Source organism: Lacrimispora sp., assembly GCF_036758025.1.
In the GTDB taxonomy this organism is placed as follows: Bacteria; Bacillota; Clostridia; order Lachnospirales; family Lachnospiraceae; genus Lacrimispora.
The window spans coordinates 1-22,315 of record NZ_DAIOXM010000010.1; the positions used below are offsets into that span (position 1 = coordinate 1).

Genomic DNA, 22,315 nt, shown 5'->3' on the forward strand with positions numbered 1-22,315 from the left:
CACTGGCAGAAAACTTTTTATTTTTTTCATTGTCTACTTGACGGGAAGCAGTTCAGTTTTCTTCTGACGGCCCGTTTTTTTGATGCCTTGTTTTTCAGTCATAATTTGTCCCCCCTCACATATATTGAGTTAAGAGGAGGGATGAAGGTGGAGAAAAAAGACGAGCTTATTAAAATATTTTCCAGGAACATAAGAGAGATACTTAACCAGGTGACTGTAGACTTTGACGAAGTTCAGGAGATCAGGCTCCGGGTAGCAGCCCCTCTTTTGATGATATACCGCAATGAGGAGTTTTACATGACGCCAAAGGGAACCTTGAGCAGGGAAGTAAAGGATGCGTATACAGTCTCTAAGAATGAACTGAAGGAGATGATGGAATACATGAGCAGCTATTCCCTGTATGCCTTTGAAGAGGAGATGAAGCAGGGGTTTCTCACATTGCAGGGGGGGCACAGGATCGGAATTGCAGGAAAGACTATTTTAGACGAATCGGGGATTAAAACTATGAAGTACATATCATTTATTAATGTGAGGCTGTCTCATCAGGTGAAGGGGTGTGCCACTTCGGTTCTTCCTTATCTTTATGAGAATGGAAATGAAGTCTGCCACACCTTGATCATTTCTCCGCCCAGGTGCGGGAAGACCACACTTTTGAGGGATATGATCCGCCAGGTTTCCAATGGAACGGAGGAGCATATGGGACAGACTGTGGGAGTGGTGGATGAAAGGTCTGAAATCGGAGCTTGTTACCAGGGAATTCCCCAGAACGAGCTGGGCATACGCACCGATATTTTAGACTGCTGTCCCAAGGCAAAGGGGATGATGATGCTCATACGGACCATGTCTCCCAGGGTCATTGCTGTAGATGAAATAGGAAGCCGTGAGGATTTGGAGGCAATGGAGTATGTAATGAACTGCGGATGCAAGCTGATTGCAACGGTTCATGGAAGCTCCATCGATGATTTGAAGCAGAAGCCGGTTTTGCGAAAGCTGGTGGAAGAGAGGATTTTTGAACGCTATATTATTTTAAATAACCTTGGGAAGATTGGAAATATTGACGAAATCTATGATTCCAGGGGAACCCAGCTTTATAAAGCCAAGGTTCACCAAATGGGCGTTCAGTGGGACAGGCAGGAGTATATTGCTTATGGATAACAGGTGGCTGAGAATTTTAGGGGCTGTTTTTGTCATTATTTCCTGTTCAGGGCTTGGATTTTTTATGGCAGGGCAGTGGAACGAGCATTTGAAGACAGTGGAAAAGCTGCGCAAAATGATATTTCTTTTAAAGGCTGAGATTGTTTACGGAAATTCTCCTCTGGCTGAGGCATTTGAGCGGACAGGAAAACGGGCGGGAGGGGAAATGGGAGCTTTGTTTGAACGGGTGGCGGAACGGCTTTTTAAGCAGCAGGGAGAGCTATTTTATGAGGTCTGGCAGGAAGAGATTGACCGGATGCCAAAGGAAGTCTGCCTGTCAAAAGAGGACAAACAGAATTTGAAGGGCCTGGGGGAACATCTGGGGTATCTGGATATGGACATGCAGGAACGGAATATTCTTTTGTATTTGGAGCAGCTTGATCTGACCATTGATTATTTGAGAGAACATAAGCAGGAAAAAAGCCGCCTTTATACCAGTCTGGGTATCATGGGCGGTTTGTTCCTAACCATAGTCATGTATTAAGGAGGATGGCATGGGGGTCAATTTGATATTTAAAATTGCAGCAGTTGGAATCCTGGTTTCCGTCATCTGCCAGGTATTAAAACACAGTGGGCGGGAAGAACAGGCATTTTTAACAAGCCTTGCGGGGCTGATCCTGGTGCTGTTCTGGATGGTGCCTTACATTTACCAGTTGTTTGAATCCATTAAAAATCTGTTTGCGTTGTAGGTGATAGTATGACGGTAATAACCATAGCGGCAGTAGGGATCGCGGCGGTGCTTCTGGCGGTTTCTCTAAAAGGAGTAAAAGGGGAATACGGGACGTATCTGATCATAGCGGCAGGATTTTTTATCTTTTTTTACGGTATGGGAAAGCTGACCGCTATTTTGGATACCATGAAGGAGATTCAGTCCTACATAAAGATTAACAGCGTTTATTTATCCACCTTGTTAAAGATGGTGGGAATTACTTATATTGCGGAATTTGCCTCAGGAATATGCAAGGACGCAGGATACGGAGCTGTGGGCACCCAGATCGAAATATTTGGAAAACTGTCTGTTTTGGCGGTCAGTATGCCCATTTTGCTGGCGCTTATTGAAACTCTGCAGAAATTTTCAGCGTGACAGGAGGCGGTACCATGAAGAATACCCTTCTTTTTCTCGTGTTCCTTCTGCCCATGCTTTTTTTTAGCCGGGATTGTTTTGGAGCAGAGGTGTCCTGGGGGCAGGAGGCGGTTGGAAGCCAAGGGGGCGAAAGCCAGGATGTTGATATGGCAATGGATCAGTATGATTTGACAGATATTCAGCAGTTTCTGGACAGCATGAAGGGGGAGAAGGTGACCAACCTCTCTTTTAAGCAGCTTATGACGGCTTTGATGGAAGGAAAACTAAATGAGGTTATGGGACAGGCTGGAGAGGCCATTAAGGATCTGCTCATAGGAGAGGTGAGAAGCAGCGGGCGGATGATGGGGCAGATTTTAGTCCTTGGAATCATTGGGGCGGTGTTTTCCAACTTTTCCAACATATTTACAGGGAGCCAGATTTCAGAGACAGGCTTTTTTGTCACCTACCTGCTTTTATTTACCCTGCTGGCTGCCAGCTTTTTTACCAGTGTCACCATTGCAGGGGAGGTGTCGGGGCAGATTCTGGATTTTATGAGGGCATTGATGCCGGCTTATTTTCTGGCGGCGGCATTTGCAGGAAGCAGCGCTTCGGCAGTGGCTTCTTATGAGTTTACCTTATTTGCCGTGTCCGCTGCCCAATGGCTTTTCGGTCAGGTGTTTTTGCCCCTTATCCGGTGCTATGCCCTTCTTGTGATGGCAGGTCACATTGCCAGGGAAGACATGCTGTCAAAGCTGAACGGACTTTTGGAGCAGGTGATTTCCTGGGGGCTTAAGACCCTGGTGGGAGTTGTGCTGGGGTTTCACATCATTCAGTCCATGGTGCTGCCTTATGTGGATTCCATGAAAACAGGGGCGGTCCAGAAGCTGATCGGGGCTATTCCAGGAATCGGACAAGGAGTCAGTTCCGTAGCCCAGATGGTGCTGGGGTCTGGGGTCGTGATAAAAAACACCATTGGTGCAGCTGGAATCATCGTACTTTTAGTCATTTCCCTCATTCCCCTGCTGAAGCTGGCGGTGCTTATGGTTTTGTACCAGTGTGTTGCAGCTCTTTTGCAGCCGGTATGTGATAAGAGGATTGTTTCCTGTATTTCTGATATGGCAAAAGGACACAAAATGCTGCTTTCAGTGGCAACCTCCGGAATCCTCCTGTTTATCATTACCATAGCGCTGGTATGTGCTTCTACTAATGTGACTTATTATACCGGGTGAGTGAAATGGAAAATTTATATGAATGGATACGGAATATCGCTTATTACCTGATTTTTATAACTGTAGCTTCCAACCTTCTTCCAAATAAAAAATATGAAAAGTATATCAGGTTCTTTGCCGGTATGGTTCTCATTCTTCTGGTATTAAAGCCTGTTACAGGAGGCTTAAGGCTTGAAAATACCATGGCCTATTATTTTGAATCCATCAGCATTAAGAAGGAAGCAGGGGAGCTGAAGGGGGAGATTTCCAAGATGGAGGATAAAAGGCTGAAAAGCCTGATTTCAGGCTATGAGGAAGCGGTGGAAACGGATTTGGCCGTCATGGCGGAGACGGCAGGCTTTGGTTGGAAGGAAATCAAGGCAGAAATAGACAGGGATCAGGAAAGCAGTACATTTTGCCACGTTTTAAGGGTCTCTATGGTCCTGACTGTGAAGGAGGAACAGGGGGAGACAGGGGGAGTGGTTCCTGTGGAGAAGATAGAAAATGTGGAAGAAGTAAAGATTACGGAAAAGGAAACAAAGAGGAGCGAAGAGAGAAGACAGGAAGAAAATTTACAGCTTTCTGGTCTTAGAAGGAGGATTGGGGAATATTATGATTTGGAGGAACAGGATATTGAAATTCAAGTGGAAGATGGGAAAGGATAAGTGGCTGATCCTGCTGGCGGTTGGAATGATAATCCTGATCCTTACATTTCCTGCAGGCCCGGTTATGATCGGAAAGCAGGAGACGGCAGCAGAAAACCACAATCCAACCATGGCCCATGGACTTGCAGGGGAACTGGAAGAGGGGGAAATGGCTGTGGCAGCGGCAGCAGGCCGGACTTATGAGGAGCAGTTGGAAGACAGGGTGAAAAAGATCTTAAAAACTGTGGAAGGGGTGGGTCAGGCAGAAGTGATGATCGTACTGAAATCCTCAGAGGAAAAGGTGCTTCGGGTTGATAGAAATAGTTCGGATTCTTCTACAGAAGAAAAAGACAGCTCGGGGGGGACCAGAAAGATCACCAGTTCAGAACAACAGGAAAGCACTATTTTGACCGGATCAGGAGAAAATACAGCTCCCATTGTGGAGAAGGAGATACGACCGGAAATAGAAGGAATCATCATCAGTGCCCAGGGCGGAGGCAGTCCTACGGTAAAAGCTGAAATTTCCAGTGCCATGGAAGCATTATTTAACCTGCCCCCACATAAAATAAAAGTATTAAAGAGGGTGGAATAAAAAGGAGTGTTGGTATGAGAAGTTGGAAAACAAGCAAGGAACCTAAAGTCCCAAAAATCCCAAAGAAGATGGATATGAAGAAACTGTTCCGAAGAAACCAGATTATCATCACTACGCTGGCCGTTATGATAGCTGCTGCCGGATATTTAAATTATGCCGGAAAGCAGGAACTGGCTTCCGCAACAGATGTTTATGAAGCAGGAATGACGGACATTTCTGAAGAAGATATTTTGGCGGAGAACCAGGCAATTACTGGAAGCGATGTGAGCCAGGATATTGCAAGTCTTGACCAGGATGCAGAGGATATTGACCAGCTTGCAGCAGCAGAATCTTCCGAAGCTCAGGAAGGAGAAGCAGGAGGCAATACACCTCAGGCAGGACTTGACAATCCGGGAGAGGCAGTTCTTACCAGTGGAATGAATGTATCGGATTACATATCCAGCGTCCAGTTGAGCCGGGAACAGGTAAGAGCCAGAAATAAGGAAGCCTTAATGAACATCATCAACAATCCTAACCTGGAGGAGGCTGCCAAGCAGCAGGCCATACAGGAAATGATTGACATGACGGCTGTTTCTGAAAAAGAGAATGCAGCAGAAACTCTTCTTCTCGCCAAAGGCTTTGCAGATCCAGTGGTCAGCATTTCAGGCGGAAAAGTGGATGTAGTCATCAATGCTACCAGCATTACTGATCCTCAAAGAGCCCAGATTGAGGACATCGTAAAGAGAAAAGCCGAAGTAGGGGCAGAAAATATCGTCATTACCCTGATGAAGCTGGAAGAGTAAAAATCCTTTGCAAACAACGGCTGATTTTGCTATAATGATTCCATGGTATACACAATATTAGTGCAGGAGGGAATCGCTGTGGCAGAAGTGGAAAGCAGAAATACTCACAAGGTATATGAAAAAGATAAAATCGGTGAAGTGCAGATTGCAGACGATGTGGTAGCTATTATCGCAGGTCTGGCTGCAACCGAAGTGGAAGGCGTAGATTCCATGGCAGGCAATATTACCAATGAGCTGGTTGCAAAGCTGGGTATGAAGAATTTATCCAAAGGTGTGAAAGTGGAATTGACAGAAGAGCATGTTTCTGTGGATTTATCCTTAAACATCAAATACGGTTACAGCATACCTACTGTCAGTGAAAAGGTACAGGAAAAGGTTCAGAATGCCATTGAGAACATGACAGGCTTAACGGTTCTGGATGTAAACATCAAGATTGCCGGAGTTGCCCTGGAAGAAAGCAGCAAGTAGATATGAAAATCCCGCAGCGGAGAGCAGACCTTAAAAGTCGCTCTCCGCTTTTCTTATGGGATTGCTCTTGTAATAAAATGGGACAGGACTTATAATGAAGGTTAAATGTTTAAAGAAGAAGGAGGCTGTCATGAGTAAGCTGAAACTGGGAATGATAGGAAACGGATATTTGGGAGAAATTGTTGTCAGGGCATGGAAGGAAGGCTTGCTGCCGGAATATGAACTGGTGGGAATTGTAGGAAGAAGCCGGGAGAAAACAGATGCATTGGAAGCCGGAGATGGCTGCAGAGCCTGTGAAAGCATTGAAGAACTGCTGGAATTAAAGCCGGATTATATTGCGGAGGCCGCATCTGTGGAAGCAGTGAAAACCATGGCAGAAAAGATCCTGTCAAATGGCTCCAATTTAATTGTGCTGTCCATCGGTGCATTTGCTGATGGAGCATTTTATGAAAAAGTAAAAGAAACAGCAGCAACCCATGGAACCAGGGTATATCTGGCTTCCGGAGCCATAGGCGGCTTTGACGTGCTCCGCACCGTCACCTTAATGGGCGCATCAACCAGATTCGATACCTGGAAAGGGCCTCAGGCTTTGAAATACACACCTCTTTTTGAAGAGCGCCTGATGACTGATAAGGAAACCACCACAGTGTTTGACGGAAACGCCAAAGGCGCCATTGAACTGCTTCCTACCAAGGTCAATGTGGCGGTAGCTGCCTCTTTGGCAACCAACGGCCCGGAGAATACAAAGGTTACGGTCAACAGCGTTCCCGGAATGATCGGCGATGACCACAGGATCACTGCGGAAATGGAAGGAATCAAAGCTGTTGTAGATATATACTCCAGCACCAGCGAAATCGCAGGCTGGAGCGTTGTGGCAGTATTACAGAATATTGTTTCTCCCATCGTATTTTAAGGAGGTTATGAAATGTTTAATAAATTAGTTGCAATTGAACCCGTTAGTCTGGTAAAAGAAGCAGAAAAAGAGCTGTTTCATTACGCCAGGGAAGTGGTGTTATATGAAGACATCCCTGCCGATGACGAAGAGATCATAAGAAGAATCGGAGATGCCGACGGAGTGCTTCTCAGCTACACCTCCAAAATCAGCAGCCATGTACTGGAGACATGCCCCAATATAAAATATGTAGGAATGTGCTGCAGTCTTTATTCAAAAGAAAGTGCCAATGTGGATATCGCCTATGCAGAAGAACATGGAATCACAGTATACGGAGTCAGGGACTACGGCGACGCAGGAGTTGTAGAATATGCAATCTGCGAACTGGTCCGCTTCCTCCATGGCTACGACAGACCCATGTGGAAAGATATCCCGGTGGAAATTACGGGTCTGAAAGTGGGAATCGTAGGAATGGGCGTTTCCGGAGGTATGATTGCAGATGCGTTAAAGTTCATGGGAGCCGATGTTTCATATTACAGCAGAAGCAGGAAAACGGAATATGAAGAAAAGGGGATGAAATACCGTCCTCTCCATGAGCTGCTGGAATATAACGAGGTAGTATTTACCTGTTTGAATAAAAATGTAATATTGCTTCATGAAGAAGAGTTTAAGAAGCTGGGGAATGGGAAGATTTTATTTAACACCTCTATCGGCCCGGCATTTGAGGCGGGAGAGCTGAAGAAGTGGCTGGATAGCGGGGATAACTGGTTTGCCTGTGATACAGAAGGTGCAATTGGAGATGCTACAGGAGAATTGGTAAAGCACTCAGGAGTGTTCTGTGTGAATGCGTCAGCGGGAAGGACAAAACAGGCATTTGAGATATTGAGTAAGAAGGTGATTGAGAATATAAGGAAGTTTTTAGGTGAATAAAATACACTTTCTATTGTATAAAGAAGGTGGGTAAGGTATAATATTCACGAAAGCGATGAGCAGTGCGAAACAGGACGTAAACAAATTTTCGTTGTGCTTGCACATAAGAAAATTTGTTTACGTCCTGTTTCATAGGGCGAACGCCCGTGAGCCATCGAATCCAACGGATTCGATGGCTTGCACTGCGGACTTAAAATCCGCACCATCAAACTTAATCTTTTAATCCCTTGCACCACCCGCCGCCAAAAAAAATGCGGCCTTACGATAAACCAGGAGGACATTACCAAATGACCAGAAGTAAACTACGCGAACACTGCTTCAAAATGCTTTTCTGCATAGATTTCCACCCAACAGAAGAAAAACCCGCCCAACTAACCCAATATTTCGAAGCCCCCGCCCAAGACGACACAACCCCAGAAGGCAAAGAAGAAATCATCCACGATGTGACCATGAGTGAAGAAAACATCACCTATTTAATAGAAAGAACCCAATCCATCAGCGAAAAGATCCCCGAACTCGACGCAAAAATCGACGAAGTAGCCGAAGGCTGGAAAACAAAGCGTATGGGAAAAGCCGAACTCACCATCATCCGCCTCGCCTTGTATGAGATATTATTCGACGAAACCGTCCCAGAAAAAGTAGCCATCAACGAAGCCGTAGAACTGGCAAAAAAATACGGCCGAGACGACGCTCCCGCATTCATCAACGGAGTTTTAGCAAAGCTGGTGTAACATGGCAGCCGGCGTATATTCCGTTTCCCAGGTCAATGCCTACATCAAAAACATGTTTGCCCAGGATTTTGCCCTGAACCGGATTTCCGTCAAAGGCGAGGTGTCCAACTGCAAATACCACACCTCCGGCCACATTTATTTCACCCTAAAAGACGGAACCTCTTCCATTGCGGCTGTCATGTTCGCCAGCCACCGAAAAGGTCTTTCATTCAAATTAGAAGAAGGCCAGCAAATCACCGCCAAAGGCAGCATAGAAGTCTACGAGCGGGACGGAAGATACCAGCTCTACGCTCAGGAAATCACACGGGAAGGCCTTGGAGACTTATTCGAGAAATTCCAAAAACTGCGAAACGAACTGGAAGAAATGGGTATGTTCTCCCCAGAATACAAAAAGCCCATCCCAAAGTACGCAAAAACCGTAGGAATCGTCACAGCCTCCACCGGAGCTGCGATCCGTGACATCATAAACATCTCAACCAGACGAAACCCTTACGTCCAGCTTTTCCTCTACCCAGCCTTAGTCCAAGGCGAACAGGCAAAGGAAAGCATCGTAAAAGGCATCGAAACCCTGGACCAGATGGGTCTTGATCTATTAATCATAGGCCGCGGCGGCGGTTCCATCGAAGACCTGTGGGCATTTAACGAAGAAACCGTAGCAAGAGCCATATTTCATTGTAATACCCCAGTCATATCTGCCGTAGGCCACGAAACAGACGTAACAATATCCGACTATGTAGCAGACATGCGGGCCCCCACGCCCTCTGCAGCCGCAGAGCTGGCAGTATTCGACTACAACCAATTCCAGGAACAGACAGCCCTCTGCCAAAACACCCTTTCAAAGATCATGGACAGAAAAATAGAGCGCTATCGTTTCCGCACAGAACAATACAACCTAAAACTAAAATTCTACAACCCAGGCCGCCAGCTCCGTGAAAAGCGCCAGCGCCTGGCCGATATAGAAGAAAAGCTTCGAAGTCTCATCCTATCCACAACGGCCTCAGACAGAACCAGAGCGGCAGAAATAAAACTCCGCCTGAAAACCCTCATAGAAAAACAAACTGTCCGGGACAGGCACCGACTGGAGCTTTTCATCAGCCGACTGGAAGCCAACTCCCCCCTAAAGCGGATTGGCGGAGGATACGGATTTGCAACCGATGAAACCCACCGCCCCATAGAATCCGTAAAACAAATAAAACCGGGAGAAGAAATCCAACTGAGAATCCGTGACGGAAGCATTGATGCCGTAGTTTCCCGCATCACCCCCGAAAACCCATCATCCCAAAAAACAGGCCAATGAGGAGAAATTGCACATGGCAGTAAAAAAAGAAAGAACCATTGAGGAAACATTCAGTGACCTGGAAGAAATCATACGCAAACTGGAGGGCGGAGAAAGCTCTTTAGAGGAAGCCTTTCAATATTATGAGGCCGGTATGAAGCTGGTGAAATCCTGCAATGAAAAAATAGATAAAGTAGAAAAAAAGATAATTGTCATAGAGGAAAATGGTGAAAATCATGAACTTTAAAGAAATACTGGATGCCAGAACAGAGGAAGTCTTTCAAGCAGTAGAAAAATACCTCCCCCCAGTAGAAGGCCATCAGGCCACTGTTCTGTCAGCCATGGATTACAGCGTCCGGGCAGGAGGGAAGAGACTCCGCCCCATGCTGATGGAAGAAACTTACCGGTTATTCGGAGGAAAGGGAAAAGAAATCGAACCGTTTATGGCGGCCATTGAGATGATTCACACCTCCTCCCTGATTCACGATGACCTTCCCTGTATGGATAATGACACCCTGCGCCGTGGACTTCCCACTGCCTGGGTAAAGTATGGTTATGACATGGCAGTGCTTGCCGGAGACGGTCTTTTAATGTATTCCATGGAAACCGCGGCCAAAGCTCTTTCCATGACAGACCGCCCGGACCTGATTGCCAGATGCATGGGAATCTTAGCAGAAAAAACAGGAATCTACGGCATGATAGGCGGACAGACTGCAGATGTGGAGCTGTCCGGAAAACCTGTCTCCAGAGAACAATTAGACTTCATTTACCGTCTGAAAACCGGAGCTCTTGTAGAAGCTTCCATGGTGATCGGAGCCATTCTTGGCAGGGCAGATGAAAAAGAAATAAAACTGGTGGAAAAGATGGCTTCCGCCATTGGACTGGCCTTTCAGATCCAGGATGACATCCTTGATGTGACCAGTAACGAAGGAGTTCTTGGAAAGCCTGTGCTCAGCGATGAAAAGAACCATAAAACCACCTATGTAACCCTTGAGGGCATGAATAAGGCAAAGCAGGATGTGGAGAGGATTTCAGAAGAGGCAGTTTCCTGCCTCCATGAGCTGACCGGAGAGAATCTATTTCTGGAAGAACTGATCCGTATGCTGGTGAACCGTGAAAAGTAAGGATCTGATTAAAATATGATACTGGAATTGATAAACGGGCCTGAGGATATTAAAAAGCTGACAAAACAGGAGCTTGATATCTTAGGCCAGGAAATCCGGGATTTCTTAGTAGAGAAAATAAGCGTGACCGGAGGCCATCTGGCTTCCAATTTAGGCGTTGTAGAGCTGACCATGGCCATTTATCTGGCCTTTGATCTTCCAAAAGATAAGGTAGTCTGGGATGTGGGCCATCAGTCCTACACCCATAAGATACTCAGCGGCCGGAGAGAAGATTTTGATGATTTGCGCCAGTACGGCGGTATGAGCGGTTTCCCAAAACGAAAGGAAAGTCCCTGCGACTCTTTTGATACGGGACACAGCTCTACTTCTGTTTCTGCAGGTCTGGGCCTTGCTCAGGCAAGGGATGTGCTGGGAGAGGATCATTTTGTCGTCTCTGTTATCGGAGACGGCGCACTGACCGGAGGAATGGCCTACGAGGCCCTTAACAATGCGGCCAGAATGAAAAAGAACTTCATCATCATCCTGAACGACAACAACATGTCCATTTCAGAAAACGTAGGGGGCATGTCCACCTACTTAAACAGCATCCGTACAGGAGAAGGCTATCTGGACTTAAAAAAGCATGTGACCAATATACTGTCCCGGATTCCGGCAGTAGGAGACCAGCTCATCGAAAAGATCAGCCGTACCAAAAACGGAATCAAACAGCTTTTAATTCCCGGGATGCTGTTTGAAAACATGGGAATCACCTATTTAGGCCCTGTGGACGGCCACAACATCAAGGCTCTTTCCAGAGCTTTAAGAGATGCCAGGAAGCTGGATCACACTGTCCTGGTTCATGTGATCACCCAAAAGGGAAGAGGATATGCTCCTGCGGAGAAAAATCCGTCTAAATTTCACGGAGTGGAACCATTTAATATCCTCACCGGAGAGTTTAAAAGAGAGAAGAAAAACCCCAGCTACACAGATGTGTTCTCAAAGACAATCTGCCGTCTGGCAAAAGAGGATGAAACCATTGTGGCAGTGACAGCGGCCATGCCCGATGGAACAGGATTAAAGCGGTTTGCCCGCACATATCCAAGCCGCTTTTTTGACGTGGGCATAGCAGAGGAACACGCAGTGACTTCTGCGGCAGGAATGGCAGCCGGAGGCTTAAAGCCGGTGGTGGCCGTTTATTCCTCATTTTTACAGAGAGGCTATGACCAGATTCTCCACGATGTCTGTATCCAGAACCTGCCTGTGGTTTTTGCCGTGGACAGGGCCGGACTTGTGGGCAGCGACGGGGAAACCCATCAGGGTATTTTCGACTTGTCTTATTTATCGGCAATTCCAAATATGAGCGTATTTGCGCCTAAAAACATGTGGGAACTTATGGATGGCCTTAAGTTCGCCCTGTCCTATAAAGGCCCCTTTGCCCTGCGTTACCCCAGAGGAGAGGCATACAAGGGCTTAAAAGAGTTCCGTTCCCCCATCGAATACGGCAAGGGGGAAATGCTTTATGAGGAAAGCGACATAGCACTGTTAGCCGTGGGAAGCATGGTGAGCACTGGAGAGCACGTTAGAGAGAAATTAAAGGCAGAGGGCTGGAACTGCACCCTGGCTAACGGCCGTTTTGTAAAGCCCTTTGACAAGGAGCTGGTGGACAGGCTGGTAAAAAAACACTGGCTCATTGTGACCATGGAGGAAAATGTGCTTCAGGGCGGATACGGCCTTGCCGTTACCGGATATATTCATGAACACTACCCCCACGTAAAAGTGATGAATATTGCTCTGCCGGACTCTTATGTGGAGCACGGCAATGTATCCCTCCTTAGAAAAGGCCTGGGAATTGACAGCGACTCCGTCATATGGAGGCTTAAAAAGGAATACCTGGATACGGAACGCCAGAATGCGGAATGGAAGGAAATGCAAAAGGGATGAAAGAACGATTGGATGTGCTTTTAGTAAAGAACGGACTGGCTGAATCCAGGGAAAAGGCGAAGGCAATTATTATGGCCGGAATCGTCTATGTGAATGGAGAAAAAGAGGATAAGGCAGGAACTTCCTTTGAAGAAACAGCAGCCGTTGAGGTGAGGGGAAGCACTCTGAAATACGTGAGCCGGGGAGGGCTAAAGCTTGAAAAGGCCATGACTCACTTTGATGTGACTCTGGAAGGAAAGGTGTGCATGGATGTGGGGTCTTCAACCGGAGGCTTTACGGACTGCATGCTTCAAAACGGCGCTGTCAAGGTTTATGCCGTAGATGTAGGACACGGCCAGCTTGCCTGGAAGCTTCGCAATGATCCCCGTGTGGTCTGTATGGAAAAGACCAATATCCGCTATGTGACATCAGAAGATATTAAAGACAAAATTGAATTTTCTTCTATTGACGTTTCTTTTATATCCTTGACAAAGGTACTGGGACCGGTGAAAAACCTTCTGACAGAAGACGGAGAAATTGTCTGTCTCATTAAGCCCCAGTTTGAAGCGGGGCGGGAAAAGGTGGGAAAAAAGGGAGTGGTAAGGGAAAGCTCTGTCCATCTGGAGGTCATTGAACATGTGATTTCCCATGCAGTGAGCATTGGACTTCTGCCCCTCCACCTGGAGTATTCGCCCATAAAGGGACCGGAAGGAAATATTGAATATTTGCTCCATTTAAAGAACCATCAGGAAGAAGTCTGCCCGGACCATGATCTGGATCCGGAAAAGACCGTAAAAGAGGCTCATACAGATTTAGGGCGTGTCTGATAAGCAGTTTTCAGACACACTCAGGATAACACTGAGGAAAGGCAGATAAAAACTTACTATGAAGCATTTTTTTGTGATCATGAATCCGGATAAAAAGGGAGCCAGAGAAACTGCCGGGGATATCTGCAGCTATCTGGAAAAACAGGGAGCTGTCTGCCGGATTGGAGAACGGGACAGAGGGAGAACAGGAAAGCATTATACCGACGCCTCCACAGTACCTGATGAGACGGAGTGCATCATTACTCTGGGAGGTGACGGCACTCTGATTCAGGCTGCCAGGGATCTGGCAGGGAAGAATATTCCCATGCTTGGAATCAACCGGGGAACCCTTGGATATCTGACACAGGTATCCCGTAATGAGGAGATCAAAGACGCTCTTTCCTCACTGCTGGCCAATGATTACAGGCTGGAGGAGCGGATGATGTTAAGCGGCTGCGCCTACCGGGACGGAAAGGTCATTGCCCAGGACATCGCTTTAAATGAGATCGTCATGACCAGAAGCGGGCTTGTAAAAATGCTGCAGCTGAAAGTTTTTGTCAACCAGGAATTTTTAAATGAATACAGGGCTGATGGGCTGATTGCCGCCACCCCCACCGGTTCTACGGCTTACAACCTTTCCGCAGGCGGGCCTATTATTGTCCCGGATTCCAAGATGGTGGTCTTGACCCCCATCTGTTCCCATGCCTTAAATGCCAGAAGCATTGTACTTTCTGCCGATGACTGGATACAGATTGAGCTGATGGGAGAAAAGGGCGTGTGCCAGGCGGCGGTATTTGACGGAGATACGGCTATGGAGCTTTATCCCGGTGATTGTATTGAGATACGACAGGCGGATATTAAGACCATTCTGGTGAAACTGAAAAACATATCTTTTTTAGATAACCTGCGCAATAAGATGGCTGGCATATAGAAGGAGGCGCTATGAAACTGGAACGACACAGCAAAATTGTGGAACTCATCGGAAAACACGAGGTTGAAACTCAGGAGGAACTGGCGGATTACTTAAATCAGGCTGGTTTTGCAGTGACCCAGGCCACTGTTTCCAGGGATATCAGGGAACTGAAACTGACCAAGGTCCAGTCTGAGTCAGGGAAACAGCGGTATGTGGTGCTTCAAAACCAGAGCTCTTTCAGCGATAAATATATCAGGATTTTAAAGGATGGCTATATGTCTATGGATATGGCCCAGAATATTTTGGTCATCAAGACCGTATCCGGCATGGCTATGGCTGTGGCGGCTGCTCTTGATGCCCTTCATTTCAGCGAGATGGTTGGCTGTATTGCAGGGGACGATACCATTATGTGCGCCATTAGAACCACTGATGATACCATACTTATGATGGAAAAATTGAAAAAACTCATTGCAGGATAAAGGAGCGATGTCATGCTTTCAGAATTACACGTAAAGAATCTGGCGTTGATTGAAAAGGCCGATGTGGAATTTCAAGATGGCTTTAACGTCCTGACCGGAGAAACCGGAGCAGGCAAATCCATTATCATCGGCTCGGTCACCATTGCCTTAGGAGGCAAGGTGCCCAAGGATATTATAAGAAAAGGGGCGGAATACGCTTATGTGGAGCTGATTTTTACGGTCAGAGAACCTGAAAAAATCCGTCTGCTTCAGGAGCTTGATGTCCAGCCCGACCAGGATGGCACGGTTATTATATCAAAAAAAATCATGCCCTCCAGAAGCTTAAGCAAAATCAATGATGAAACGGTGACCGCAGGAAAGCTGCGGGATATTACCGGCCTTCTGATCGATATTCATGGACAGCATGAACATCAGTCTTTACTCTACAAATCCAAGCATCTTGCCATCCTGGACCGCTACCAGGAGAAAAAATCCCATGAGCTAAAAAAGAATATCGGAGAAACTTATGGGGAATACCTTCGGTTAAAGGACCGTCTGGCCTCTTTCCGTCTGGATGAAGAGACCAGGCTGAGGGAAATGGACTTTATCCGCTTTGAGATCGAAGAAATCGAAAATGCCGGGCTGAGAGAGGGAGAGGAGGAGGAACTGTCCTCCAGATACCGCTTCTTTTCCCATGCAAAAAAAATTGGGGAAAGCCTTACTTTGGCTTATTCCGCTGTGAATTCAGACGTGATTGGAAGGGCATTAAAAGAAGTGGAATCTGTGGCTTCCTATGATAAGGGCTTGAGCACCATACTGGACCAGCTTTTTGATGCGGACTCTATTTTAAGGGATATCAGCCATGAAATCACCTCCTATATGGACAATATGTCCTTTGATGAGGAGGAATACAGGCAGACAGAGGAGCGGCTTGACGTCATCCGCAGCCTGCAGGCAAAGTACGGAGGAAGCCTGGATCAAATTTTTATCAATCTGGAAGAAAAACAAAGGCGTCTGGAAGAGCTGGAGGACTATGATGCGGTCAGAAACCGGACGGTAGAGGAACTGGAAAGGGTTTCTGACCGTCTGGAGCTTCTTTGCGCCCAATTGTCTGAGATGAGAAAGCAAACGGCCGGAGAACTGACGGAAAAGATCAAGGAAGGGCTTTTGGATTTAAATTTTATTGATGTGGAATTTTCCATGGAATTTTCACGGCTTGATCACTATACGGCCAATGGATATGACGAGGCTGAATTTGTGATTTCCACCAATCCGGGAGAGCCTTTAAAGCCCTTGGGAATGGTGGCTTCCGGCGGAGAGCTGTCCAGGATCATGCTGGCTATTAAGACGGTGCTGGCGGATACGGACGACATCCCCACTTTGATTTTTGATGAAATTGATACAGGAATCAGCGGGCGCACTGCTCAGAAGGTGTCGGAAAAGCTGGTTTATATCGCAGGGAATCATCAGGTGATCTGCATTACCCATCTGCCCCAGATTGCGGCTATGGCTGACTGCCATTATGAAATAGCAAAGGCAGTGGAAGAGGGACGCACCACCACTTCTATACGCCGTCTTGAGCAGGAAGAGATGGTAGAGGAGCTGGCAAGACTTTTAGGCGGTGTAGAAATCACAGAAGCGGTGAGAGCCAATGCAAGGGAAATGAAGAAAATGGCAAAAAAAGAGATAAAGACAGCCGGGAGTACGAAAAGATGATTGGAATTGGAACGTTGATCAATGTGGCGGGGATTGCAGCAGGCGGCCTGGGGGGCCTTCTTTTTGGAAGAAAAATGGAGGAGCGGTATCAGGCTACCTTAATGAGCGCAGCGGGGATCAGTGTCATGATTCTTGGAATCGGGGGCGTTATGGAGGAGATGCTGGCCATCTCCCAGGGAGAGCTTGTGTCCGGCGGGACTATTATGCTGATTCTCTCATTTTTTATAGGTGCTCTGGTGGGGGAATGGCTGAACATTGAGCTGGCTATGGAACATTTTGGGGAATGGCTTAAAATAAAAACAAACAGCAGCGGGGATACTAAGTTTGTAGACGGATTTGTGACAGCCTCCCTTACGGTCTGCATCGGAGCCATGGCAGTGGTAGGAGCCATTAAAGATGGGATTTCCGGGGATTATTCCGTTCTCGCAGTCAAAGGACTTCTGGATATGATTATCATTTTGGTTATGACTGTTTCTCTTGGAAAAGGTTGTATTTTTTCTGCTGTTCCTGTAGGGATATTCCAGGGACTGATCACTCTTTTGGCTGGATTGATTGAGCCCGTTATGACGGTTCAGGCTTTGTCCAATCTGTCTTTAACCGGTTCTGTTTTGATTTTTTGCGTAGGAGTCAACCTGGTCTGGGGAAAAATTATCAAGGTAGCGAATTTGCTTCCTGCTATATTTTTCGCTGTAATGTTTGCTTTTATTCTTTGATAAAAATTATTCTGTCATAATGCTGCCACCGAAAGAAAATAGTTACAACTAAAATATGACAGTGTGATTTAAATATTTTCTCACATACTAAGAGAGGAGTCAAAAAAATTGTCTCCTTTCATTCATCTAAGGAGGTATGTGAGATGGAAAAAAAGAGGATTCACAGACTTATCGTAAGGATGTTCTGGGTCAGTCTGATTTTTTGTATCGGTTTTACCTGGTTCTATATGAAGCGGGTGATTCCAGACAAATTGAATATCGTTGCAGAGGAAGAAGAACAGTTTCATTTCTCCATGCCTTTTGATGTGACGCTGTATTCCGACAGTGAAGAAGTGGTTTTAAACAATGGTTCCAATATTCCTTCCGACCAGATCCATTTACAGGTAAACCAGCCTTTTTCTGTATATTCAGAAAATCAGGGCAGTTATAAGCTGGGATTAAAGCTGTTTGGCTGGATTCAGTTAAAGGATATACAGGTCAATGTGGTGGATACTAAATATGCGGTTCCCTGCGGCACTCCTGTTGGAATCTATTTAAAATCGGACGGCATCCTGGTAATCGGTACAGGAGATATCACCCAAAAGGACGGCATGACCGCCACACCGGCATTTGGAATTCTCCAGTCCGGAGATTACATTGAAACCATTAACGGTACTCCTTTGACAGATAAGGAAACCCTGATGAGCGAATTGGGAAAGATCGGTACTTCTGAGGCAGTTCTTGGGGTCAGACGAAATGGCGAGGATATTGATGTAAAAATGACTCCCGTAGAGGCAGACGACGGAACCTACAAGCTGGGCGTCTGGGTCAGAGATGACACTCAGGGAATCGGAACCATGACCTACGTGGACATGAACGGCCAGTTCGGTGCCTTAGGCCATGGAATCAGCGACAGCGACACAGGAGATGTGGTCCAGATTACGGAAGGATCTCTTTATGAAACAGCTATTTTGGGAATTGAAAAAGGAACCTTTGGAAAACCGGGAGTTATGAGCGGAGTCATTTATTACGGACCGGGTTCCACTTTGGGAACGATTACAGCAAATACAGAAGAGGGAATTTTCGGAAAGGTAAATGACAGGTTTAAACAAAAGCTGGCTCAAGATGCCATTCCCATCGGATACCGCCAGGATATAAAAAAAGGAATCGCCCATATAAGAAGCAACGTATCCGGGAGTATCCGGGATTATGAGATTGAGATTCAGCGGGTGGATTATTCTACGTCCCATAAGAGTAAAGGGATGGTAATTAAGGTAACTGATCCGGATTTGCTGGCTCTTACCGGGGGGATTGTGCAAGGGATGAGTGGGTCGCCTATTATACAGGATGGGAAGCTGGTGGGGGCAGTGACCCATGTATTTATACAGGACTCAACGAGGGGATATGGGATATTTATTGAAAACATGCTATCCCATTGAGCCGGGCAGGACAGGAGTAGAAAAGCTGCGATGCAAGTTTACTTGCATGAGCAGCTTTTTTGCGAATGGCCTATGGGGCGAAAGCCCCGCAAGCGATGGTGCCCGCCGGGGCAAGCGATGGTGCCCGCCGGGCACCATCGCTTGCCCCGGCGGACCAGCCAATCAATTTTAACTCTTTTTAACTCTTCTCATCCCCTCTAAAATATGTTACTATAATCCTACAACCCCCTAAATTTTTCCATTGACAAGTAATATCAATTTTCAACACCCCTTAAAAAACCAGCCGTCCCACTCCCAAGCCACAATACCTCTTTCGACACCTTTTAAAAAAATAAATAACCACCAAAATTCGCCCCAAAATTGTCACCTTTTGTCGAAGAATGCGATAGAATTCCATTGCGGCATAAGCCGGGCCAAGTCTATAATGTCAATACACTCGTTAAAAAAGTTGCAAAGAAACTTGTTAAAAACTGTATTAAAAAACCGTGTTAAAAACACCAAAACCAGGGAGGAGAGTATCAATATGTCACAAATTAGTATTGCGATTGCCGATGATAACCTGCAGACCTTAAATCTGCTGAATGATATACTGGAGGGAGAATCTGATTTCCACGTAGTTGGAAAAGCAGATAATGGCGAAGATGCCTATAACATGATACTGAAAACAAATCCGGATGTTGTCTTATTGGACGTAATCATGCCGAGGATGGACGGAATCACAGTGATGGAACGTGTCAGAGGAAACGGCACTATTTCAAAAATCCCGTCGTTTATCATGGTAACTGCGGCAGGAAGTGAGAATATTACCGAGGATGCATTCCGTATGGGGGCAAATTACTACATAATGAAGCCTTTCAGCAAGGACATCATCGTCGATAAAGTGCGCAGGGTAGGCCAGAGAAAGACAAAAACTCCCAGCCTTCAGGGAATGAAAAAGGTAAAGCCTTATGTCAACAAAGTGGAATACATGGAGCAGAATTTAGAGAACGATGTCACCCAGATGCTACATGAAATCGGAATCCCCGCCCACATAAAAGGCTACCAGTATCTCCGTGATGCCATTGTGATCTCAGTACAGGACCAGGAAATGCTCACTTCTGTGACAAAAATCCTTTACCCCTCTATTGCAAAGAAGCACCAGACAACGCCCAGCCGTGTGGAACGGGCCATCCGCCACGCCATTGAAGTGGCCTGGAGCCGGGGAAAAATGGACACCATCAATGAATTGTTCGGTTACACCGTAAGCACCGGAAAAGGAAAACCGACCAATTCCGAGTTTATTGCACTGATAGCCGATAAAATCAGACTGGATTACAAAAAACTTTCTTAAATTTTAAGGTTTAATACTTCCTTATTTCCGAAAAATGCAGTATACTAGACAATAGCAGACAACACCCAAGGGTGAACCGGATAAGGGAGGTTATGTATGAAGAAAATATTGTTCGTTGCATCAGAAGCAGTACCCTTTATCAAGACAGGAGGACTTGCGGATGTGGTGGGGTCCCTTCCAAAGTGCTTTGATAAGGAATACTTTGATGTTAGAGTATTGATTCCCAAATATCTATGTGTAAAAGAAGAATGGAGAAACCAGATGACCTATGTGGATCACTTCTACATGGACTACCTGGGAAAAAACAGATATGTGGGAATTCTTCAGTATGTATATGAGGGCATTACTTGTTATTTTATTGATAATGAGGAATACTTCAGCGGAGCAAAACCTTATGGAGACTGGTACCAGGATTTGGAAAAGTTCTGCTTCTTTTCCAGGGCAGCCTTATCTGCTCTTCCTGTAATTGGATTCCAGCCGGATGTGGTTCATTGCCATGACTGGCAGACTGCTCTTATCCCAGTTCTTTTAAAGGACCGGTTCCACGACGGCGAATTTTTCCAGAATATGAAATCAGTAATCACCATTCACAACTTAAAGTTTCAAGGTGTATGGGATGTTAAAACAATACAGAAGTTTACCTGCCTGCCGGATTATTACTTCACACCTGATAAGCTGGAGGCATATAAGGACGGAAATTTATTAAAGGGCGGCATCGTCTATGCAGATGCCATCACCACGGTCAGCGATACCTATGCGGAAGAGATCAAGATGCCGTTTTACGGAGAGGGCCTAGACGGCTTGATGCGTGCACGGGCAGGCAGTTTGAGAGGCATTGTCAACGGCATTGACTACGAGGAGTTTGATCCCGAAACCGACACCTATATTGAACAGACCTACAATGCAAAGAACTTCCGCAAGGAGAAGATCAAGAATAAACGTGCCTTGCAGAAGGAACTGGGATTGAACCAGGATGATAAGAAGTTCATGATCGGAATTGTTTCCAGACTGACAGACCAGAAGGGTCTTGACTTAATCCAGTGCGTCATTGACGAGCTTTGTCAGGACGATATCCAGCTTGTGGTTCTTGGTACAGGCGAGGAACGGTATGAAAATATGTTCCGCCACTATGCCTGGAAGTATCCGGATAAGGTTTCTGCAAATATCTATTATTCGGAAGCCATGTCTCATAAGATTTATGCGTCCTGCGATGCATTTCTTATGCCTTCCCTGTTTGAGCCCTGCGGCTTAAGCCAGCTTATGTCACTGCGCTACGGAACAGTGCCCATTGTACGGGAAACAGGCGGTTTAAAGGATACGGTAGAGCCATATAATGAGTTTGAAAATAAAGGAACAGGTTTTTCCTTTTCCAACTATAATGCTCATGAGATGCTCAGTTCTATCCGGTATGCCCAAGGGGTATACTATGATAAGAAACGGGAGTGGAATAAGATCATAGACCGGGCCATGGCAAAGGATTACTCATGGAAAACATCGGCTACGAAATACCAGGAACTCTATGACTGGCTGGTCGGCTATTAAGCTGAGCCCTTTAGGAAAGAAGCGATTGAAATAAGAATGGAACACATGCATATAACCCAGGAGGAAAAAGAGGAAGTAATGAGATGGGCAGAAGATTCCTCCTGGGTGGAAGAGGAATATTACAATGAGGATTTGGAATACATGGACTGTGTCAGGGATATTCTGGACAGTCCGGTATTTCAATCCATGGATCGCTTTATGCAGCACGGGGATACTACGTGTAAGGCCCACTGCATCAAAGTATCCTATATGAGTTACTGCATCTGCAAAAGGCTGGGCTGGGATCATAAAGAGGTTGCCAGAGCCGGTCTTCTTCACGATTTCTTTTTATACGACTGGCATACCCATGCCAGGGAGACGGGAGAACATTTTCACGGGTTTACCCACCCGAGGGTTGCACTGAACAATGCGGTCAAACATTTTGAATTAACGGAAAAAGAAAAAGATATGATCCTGCGCCACATGTGGCCTTTAACCCCTATTCCGCCTAAAAGCAGGGAAGGGTTTGCGATCATTTATTCGGATAAATTCTGCGGTCTGGCTGAAACAGCCGCAAGGATAAAGCGTTGGGTTCTGTACGGTTTTGGGAGGAAGAGCGCTGCATAAATATGGAGGA

The 22,315-nt window shown here is 46.2% G+C and carries 25 protein-coding genes; all 25 read left to right on the forward strand.

What is annotated here, in order from left to right:
• Positions 1-147: 147 nt before the first annotated feature.
• The 25 genes from spoIIIAA (at position 148) to V7M78_RS10220 (ending at position 22,305) form a co-directional block, all read left to right on the forward strand.
• Positions 148-1,155: a stage III sporulation protein AA gene (spoIIIAA, locus tag V7M78_RS10100; RefSeq protein ID WP_333649049.1), complete on the forward strand. Its 1,008-nt coding sequence runs from the start codon at positions 148-150 to the stop codon at positions 1,153-1,155.
• Positions 1,148-1,678, forward strand: coding sequence for a stage III sporulation protein AB (locus V7M78_RS10105; RefSeq protein ID WP_333649051.1), 531 nt, complete (start codon positions 1,148-1,150; stop codon positions 1,676-1,678). Before spoIIIAA ends, V7M78_RS10105 begins: the two co-directional genes overlap by 8 nt.
• A gap of 10 nt (positions 1,679-1,688) precedes the next feature.
• Positions 1,689-1,883, forward strand: coding sequence for a stage III sporulation protein AC (gene spoIIIAC, locus V7M78_RS10110; RefSeq protein ID WP_158375393.1), 195 nt, complete (start codon positions 1,689-1,691; stop codon positions 1,881-1,883).
• Between the two features lie 8 nt (positions 1,884-1,891).
• On the forward strand, positions 1,892-2,278 hold the full coding sequence (gene spoIIIAD, locus V7M78_RS10115) for a stage III sporulation protein AD (protein WP_333649056.1): 387 nt from the start codon (positions 1,892-1,894) through the stop codon (positions 2,276-2,278).
• 14 nt (positions 2,279-2,292) lie between these two features.
• The gene (locus V7M78_RS10120; RefSeq protein WP_333649058.1) at positions 2,293-3,486 is read left to right on the forward strand and encodes a stage III sporulation protein AE; all 1,194 of its coding nucleotides are present in this window, start codon (positions 2,293-2,295) and stop codon (positions 3,484-3,486) included.
• A 5-nt stretch (positions 3,487-3,491) separates the two neighbouring features.
• The gene (locus tag V7M78_RS10125; protein ID WP_333649060.1) at positions 3,492-4,130 is read left to right on the forward strand and encodes a stage III sporulation protein AF; all 639 of its coding nucleotides are present in this window, start codon (positions 3,492-3,494) and stop codon (positions 4,128-4,130) included.
• Positions 4,078-4,701 carry a stage III sporulation protein AG gene (locus tag V7M78_RS10130; protein ID WP_333649062.1) on the forward strand — a complete coding sequence of 208 codons (624 nt, stop codon included), beginning with the start codon at positions 4,078-4,080 and terminating at the stop codon, positions 4,699-4,701. The genes V7M78_RS10125 and V7M78_RS10130 overlap by 53 nt, the downstream gene beginning before the upstream one ends.
• A gap of 14 nt (positions 4,702-4,715) precedes the next feature.
• On the forward strand, positions 4,716-5,483 hold the full coding sequence (locus tag V7M78_RS10135; RefSeq protein WP_333649064.1) for a SpoIIIAH-like family protein: 768 nt from the start codon (positions 4,716-4,718) through the stop codon (positions 5,481-5,483).
• Positions 5,484-5,561: 78 nt separating this feature from the next.
• The gene (locus V7M78_RS10140; protein WP_442914640.1) at positions 5,562-5,951 is read left to right on the forward strand and encodes an Asp23/Gls24 family envelope stress response protein; all 390 of its coding nucleotides are present in this window, start codon (positions 5,562-5,564) and stop codon (positions 5,949-5,951) included.
• Between the two features lie 130 nt (positions 5,952-6,081).
• On the forward strand, positions 6,082-6,864 hold the full coding sequence (locus V7M78_RS10145) for an aspartate dehydrogenase domain-containing protein (RefSeq protein ID WP_333649068.1): 783 nt from the start codon (positions 6,082-6,084) through the stop codon (positions 6,862-6,864).
• A gap of 12 nt (positions 6,865-6,876) precedes the next feature.
• Positions 6,877-7,773 carry a D-isomer specific 2-hydroxyacid dehydrogenase family protein gene (locus V7M78_RS10150; protein WP_333649070.1) on the forward strand — a complete coding sequence of 299 codons (897 nt, stop codon included), beginning with the start codon at positions 6,877-6,879 and terminating at the stop codon, positions 7,771-7,773.
• Positions 7,774-8,060: 287 nt separating this feature from the next.
• On the forward strand, positions 8,061-8,504 hold the full coding sequence (gene nusB, locus V7M78_RS10155; RefSeq protein ID WP_333649072.1) for a transcription antitermination factor NusB: 444 nt from the start codon (positions 8,061-8,063) through the stop codon (positions 8,502-8,504).
• Position 8,505: 1 nt separating this feature from the next.
• The gene (gene xseA, locus V7M78_RS10160; protein ID WP_333649074.1) at positions 8,506-9,801 is read left to right on the forward strand and encodes an exodeoxyribonuclease VII large subunit; all 1,296 of its coding nucleotides are present in this window, start codon (positions 8,506-8,508) and stop codon (positions 9,799-9,801) included.
• 13 nt (positions 9,802-9,814) lie between these two features.
• Positions 9,815-10,027, forward strand: a complete 213-nt coding sequence (gene xseB / locus V7M78_RS10165; protein WP_333649076.1) for an exodeoxyribonuclease VII small subunit — start codon at positions 9,815-9,817, stop codon at positions 10,025-10,027.
• The gene (locus tag V7M78_RS10170; protein WP_333649078.1) at positions 10,017-10,904 is read left to right on the forward strand and encodes a polyprenyl synthetase family protein; all 888 of its coding nucleotides are present in this window, start codon (positions 10,017-10,019) and stop codon (positions 10,902-10,904) included. Before xseB ends, V7M78_RS10170 begins: the two co-directional genes overlap by 11 nt.
• 15 nt (positions 10,905-10,919) lie before the next feature.
• Positions 10,920-12,824 carry a 1-deoxy-D-xylulose-5-phosphate synthase gene (gene dxs, locus V7M78_RS10175; RefSeq protein ID WP_333649080.1) on the forward strand — a complete coding sequence of 635 codons (1,905 nt, stop codon included), beginning with the start codon at positions 10,920-10,922 and terminating at the stop codon, positions 12,822-12,824.
• Complete coding sequence (locus tag V7M78_RS10180) at positions 12,821-13,630, forward strand: TlyA family RNA methyltransferase (RefSeq protein WP_333649082.1); 810 nt, start codon at positions 12,821-12,823, stop codon at positions 13,628-13,630. The genes dxs and V7M78_RS10180 overlap by 4 nt, the downstream gene beginning before the upstream one ends.
• A gap of 58 nt (positions 13,631-13,688) precedes the next feature.
• Positions 13,689-14,540: an NAD(+)/NADH kinase gene (locus V7M78_RS10185; protein WP_333649084.1), complete on the forward strand. Its 852-nt coding sequence runs from the start codon at positions 13,689-13,691 to the stop codon at positions 14,538-14,540.
• An 11-nt stretch (positions 14,541-14,551) separates the two neighbouring features.
• Positions 14,552-15,001, forward strand: a complete 450-nt coding sequence (argR, locus tag V7M78_RS10190; protein WP_333649086.1) for an arginine repressor — start codon at positions 14,552-14,554, stop codon at positions 14,999-15,001.
• A 12-nt stretch (positions 15,002-15,013) separates the two neighbouring features.
• The gene (gene recN / locus V7M78_RS10195; RefSeq protein ID WP_333649088.1) at positions 15,014-16,696 is read left to right on the forward strand and encodes a DNA repair protein RecN; all 1,683 of its coding nucleotides are present in this window, start codon (positions 15,014-15,016) and stop codon (positions 16,694-16,696) included.
• Positions 16,693-17,409, forward strand: a complete 717-nt coding sequence (locus tag V7M78_RS10200; RefSeq protein ID WP_333649090.1) for a DUF554 domain-containing protein — start codon at positions 16,693-16,695, stop codon at positions 17,407-17,409. Before recN ends, V7M78_RS10200 begins: the two co-directional genes overlap by 4 nt.
• A 143-nt stretch (positions 17,410-17,552) precedes the next feature.
• Positions 17,553-18,827: a SpoIVB peptidase gene (gene spoIVB / locus V7M78_RS10205; protein WP_333649092.1), complete on the forward strand. Its 1,275-nt coding sequence runs from the start codon at positions 17,553-17,555 to the stop codon at positions 18,825-18,827.
• 523 nt (positions 18,828-19,350) lie between these two features.
• On the forward strand, positions 19,351-20,157 hold the full coding sequence (spo0A, locus tag V7M78_RS10210; RefSeq protein ID WP_333649094.1) for a sporulation transcription factor Spo0A: 807 nt from the start codon (positions 19,351-19,353) through the stop codon (positions 20,155-20,157).
• 96 nt (positions 20,158-20,253) lie between these two features.
• Positions 20,254-21,699: a glycogen synthase GlgA gene (gene glgA, locus V7M78_RS10215; RefSeq protein WP_333649096.1), complete on the forward strand. Its 1,446-nt coding sequence runs from the start codon at positions 20,254-20,256 to the stop codon at positions 21,697-21,699.
• Between the two features lie 78 nt (positions 21,700-21,777).
• Positions 21,778-22,305 carry an HD family phosphohydrolase gene (locus V7M78_RS10220; protein WP_333649098.1) on the forward strand — a complete coding sequence of 176 codons (528 nt, stop codon included), beginning with the start codon at positions 21,778-21,780 and terminating at the stop codon, positions 22,303-22,305.
• Positions 22,306-22,315: the final 10 nt, after the last annotated feature.

What these genes read in the sequence shown, in the direction of transcription:
- V7M78_RS10220 (WP_333649098.1), top strand. Translation starts at nt 21,778, where the DNA reads ATGAGATGGGCAGAAGATTCCTCCTGGGTGGAAGAGGAATATTACAAT.
- V7M78_RS10200 (WP_333649090.1), top strand. Translation starts at nt 16,693, where the DNA reads ATGATTGGAATTGGAACGTTGATCAATGTGGCGGGGATTGCAGCAGGC.
- V7M78_RS10130 (WP_333649062.1), top strand. Translation starts at nt 4,078, where the DNA reads ATGATTTGGAGGAACAGGATATTGAAATTCAAGTGGAAGATGGGAAAG.
- nusB (WP_333649072.1), top strand. Translation starts at nt 8,061, where the DNA reads ATGACCAGAAGTAAACTACGCGAACACTGCTTCAAAATGCTTTTCTGC.
- xseA (WP_333649074.1), top strand. Translation starts at nt 8,506, where the DNA reads ATGGCAGCCGGCGTATATTCCGTTTCCCAGGTCAATGCCTACATCAAA.
- V7M78_RS10145 (WP_333649068.1), top strand. Translation starts at nt 6,082, where the DNA reads ATGAGTAAGCTGAAACTGGGAATGATAGGAAACGGATATTTGGGAGAA.
- spo0A (WP_333649094.1), top strand. Translation starts at nt 19,351, where the DNA reads ATGTCACAAATTAGTATTGCGATTGCCGATGATAACCTGCAGACCTTA.
- recN (WP_333649088.1), top strand. Translation starts at nt 15,014, where the DNA reads ATGCTTTCAGAATTACACGTAAAGAATCTGGCGTTGATTGAAAAGGCC.
- spoIIIAD (WP_333649056.1), top strand. Translation starts at nt 1,892, where the DNA reads ATGACGGTAATAACCATAGCGGCAGTAGGGATCGCGGCGGTGCTTCTG.
- V7M78_RS10120 (WP_333649058.1), top strand. Translation starts at nt 2,293, where the DNA reads ATGAAGAATACCCTTCTTTTTCTCGTGTTCCTTCTGCCCATGCTTTTT.
- V7M78_RS10135 (WP_333649064.1), top strand. Translation starts at nt 4,716, where the DNA reads ATGAGAAGTTGGAAAACAAGCAAGGAACCTAAAGTCCCAAAAATCCCA.
- xseB (WP_333649076.1), top strand. Translation starts at nt 9,815, where the DNA reads ATGGCAGTAAAAAAAGAAAGAACCATTGAGGAAACATTCAGTGACCTG.
- V7M78_RS10105 (WP_333649051.1), top strand. Translation starts at nt 1,148, where the DNA reads ATGGATAACAGGTGGCTGAGAATTTTAGGGGCTGTTTTTGTCATTATT.
- V7M78_RS10150 (WP_333649070.1), top strand. Translation starts at nt 6,877, where the DNA reads ATGTTTAATAAATTAGTTGCAATTGAACCCGTTAGTCTGGTAAAAGAA.
- glgA (WP_333649096.1), top strand. Translation starts at nt 20,254, where the DNA reads ATGAAGAAAATATTGTTCGTTGCATCAGAAGCAGTACCCTTTATCAAG.
- V7M78_RS10125 (WP_333649060.1), top strand. Translation starts at nt 3,492, where the DNA reads ATGGAAAATTTATATGAATGGATACGGAATATCGCTTATTACCTGATT.
- spoIVB (WP_333649092.1), top strand. Translation starts at nt 17,553, where the DNA reads ATGGAAAAAAAGAGGATTCACAGACTTATCGTAAGGATGTTCTGGGTC.
- argR (WP_333649086.1), top strand. Translation starts at nt 14,552, where the DNA reads ATGAAACTGGAACGACACAGCAAAATTGTGGAACTCATCGGAAAACAC.
- V7M78_RS10180 (WP_333649082.1), top strand. Translation starts at nt 12,821, where the DNA reads ATGAAAGAACGATTGGATGTGCTTTTAGTAAAGAACGGACTGGCTGAA.
- dxs (WP_333649080.1), top strand. Translation starts at nt 10,920, where the DNA reads ATGATACTGGAATTGATAAACGGGCCTGAGGATATTAAAAAGCTGACA.
- spoIIIAC (WP_158375393.1), top strand. Translation starts at nt 1,689, where the DNA reads ATGGGGGTCAATTTGATATTTAAAATTGCAGCAGTTGGAATCCTGGTT.
- V7M78_RS10185 (WP_333649084.1), top strand. Translation starts at nt 13,689, where the DNA reads ATGAAGCATTTTTTTGTGATCATGAATCCGGATAAAAAGGGAGCCAGA.
- V7M78_RS10170 (WP_333649078.1), top strand. Translation starts at nt 10,017, where the DNA reads ATGAACTTTAAAGAAATACTGGATGCCAGAACAGAGGAAGTCTTTCAA.